Source organism: Pedobacter sp. Leaf250, from assembly GCF_920984735.1.
GTDB lineage: Bacteria > Bacteroidota > Bacteroidia > Sphingobacteriales > Sphingobacteriaceae > Pedobacter.
Genome location: NZ_CAKLBU010000045.1, coordinates 1 through 1,472 on the forward strand (window position 1 = coordinate 1; position 1,472 = coordinate 1,472).

Sequence of the window (1,472 nt, forward strand, 5' to 3'; positions counted from 1 at the left end):
AAAAAGTATCCATGTATTAATAAGAGCCTTAGTTCGAGAAGTAGTCAAACTTGCTACAATAAAAAGATAATTTTATACTCAAAACTAAGGCTTATGTCAAATATACGTGAAATTGTAGATTTTTCAGGCGAACAGATCAATGTTGGCATTGACGTTCACCTGAAGCATTGGAATGTAACTATCTTCCATAACCAGGTCTATCTTAGAAAATTCCAGCAGGAATCCAATCCCGCTGTTCTTATCAGCCACTTACGTCATCATTATCCTAACGCGCACTTCAGGGTGGCTTATGAAGCGGGTTTCAGCGGCTTTTGGGCTCACCGGGTCTTCAGCGAATCGGGTATCGAATGCCTGGTTGTCAATGCTGCTGATGTTCCCCAGACAGACAAGGGTATTCGCACCAAGAATGATGTCAACGACTCACGAAGGATAGGTTCCGCCCTTGCCGGGGGTATGCTCGAGGGCATTTATGTACCAAGCTTATCACAGGAAAGCGATCGTTCTTTAGTTCGTTACCGCTATCGTATAGCCAGTGACCTGAACAGATGTAAATCAAGAATTAAAAGCCTTCTTTATAAGTTTGGAATTACCATCCCCTCCACATTTAAGAAAGGAAAATGGACCAGGGCATTCCTGGTTTGGCTGAAATCAGTCCGACTCTGTTTTGAACCTGGAGATTTTACCTTAAAACGAATGATCGGGCAGGTTGAATATTTTCAGGGACAATTATTACAAATCAGTGCGGATTTGCGGACAATGCTCCGCTCCGCCTCTTATGCTCAACAGTCAAGCCTTTTGATGACTGTTCCGGGAATCGGTGCACTCACTGCCCTTACCCTTTTAACCGAACTGGGCGATGTGAAAAGATTCCGTACTTTTTATCAGCTTAACTCTTTTGTTGGATTGTGCCCAACCGAGTTTTCTAGCGGGAATTCAGAACGTATAGGCCCACTCACGCCCAGGCATCATTCTATGCTCAGGAGTTTGTTGATAGAGGCATCCTGGGTAGCAATCAGACTGGACCCGGCAATGCTGCTTGCCTACAATGAATACAAAAACAGGATGAGCAGTAAAAGAGCCATAATAAGAATTGCAAGGAAGTTGTTAAACAGGATTTATTATATATTATTAAAACAGCAGGAATATGAAAAAGGAATAATAAAATAGATTAAGATTTGCTGCCATGGATTATCCCCTTAAAATACCGACAGAGACTACTAGGAAATACCTGTAAGAAAATACATTCAAAAAGTTTGTAGCCTGTCTTTTATCCAAATCAGAAAAAATTGATACTTGTAGCGCATAAATTGTTGACTACTAATAGGAGGTTGGGAATGATTGGAAGCAAAATATTATATTTGTAATGAGAAAGAAATGTCCGGAAGAACGGCAGATAATAAATGTCTGCTGCTCTAAAGGAAAGCTTTGGCCTTTTCTATGCTAAATGACTAATATTAATCATAGGAGTATTT

The 1,472-nt window shown here is 40.6% G+C and carries 1 protein-coding gene; it reads left to right on the forward strand.

Translation table 11 applies throughout. The annotated features are described in order from the left end of the window. The first annotated feature begins 93 nt into the window (after nucleotides 1-93). The gene (locus tag LUA91_RS20610) at nucleotides 94-1,167 is read left to right on the forward strand and encodes an IS110 family transposase (RefSeq protein WP_231428001.1); all 1,074 of its coding nucleotides are present in this window, start codon (nucleotides 94-96) and stop codon (nucleotides 1,165-1,167) included. The last annotated feature ends 305 nt before the right edge of the window (nucleotides 1,168-1,472 follow it).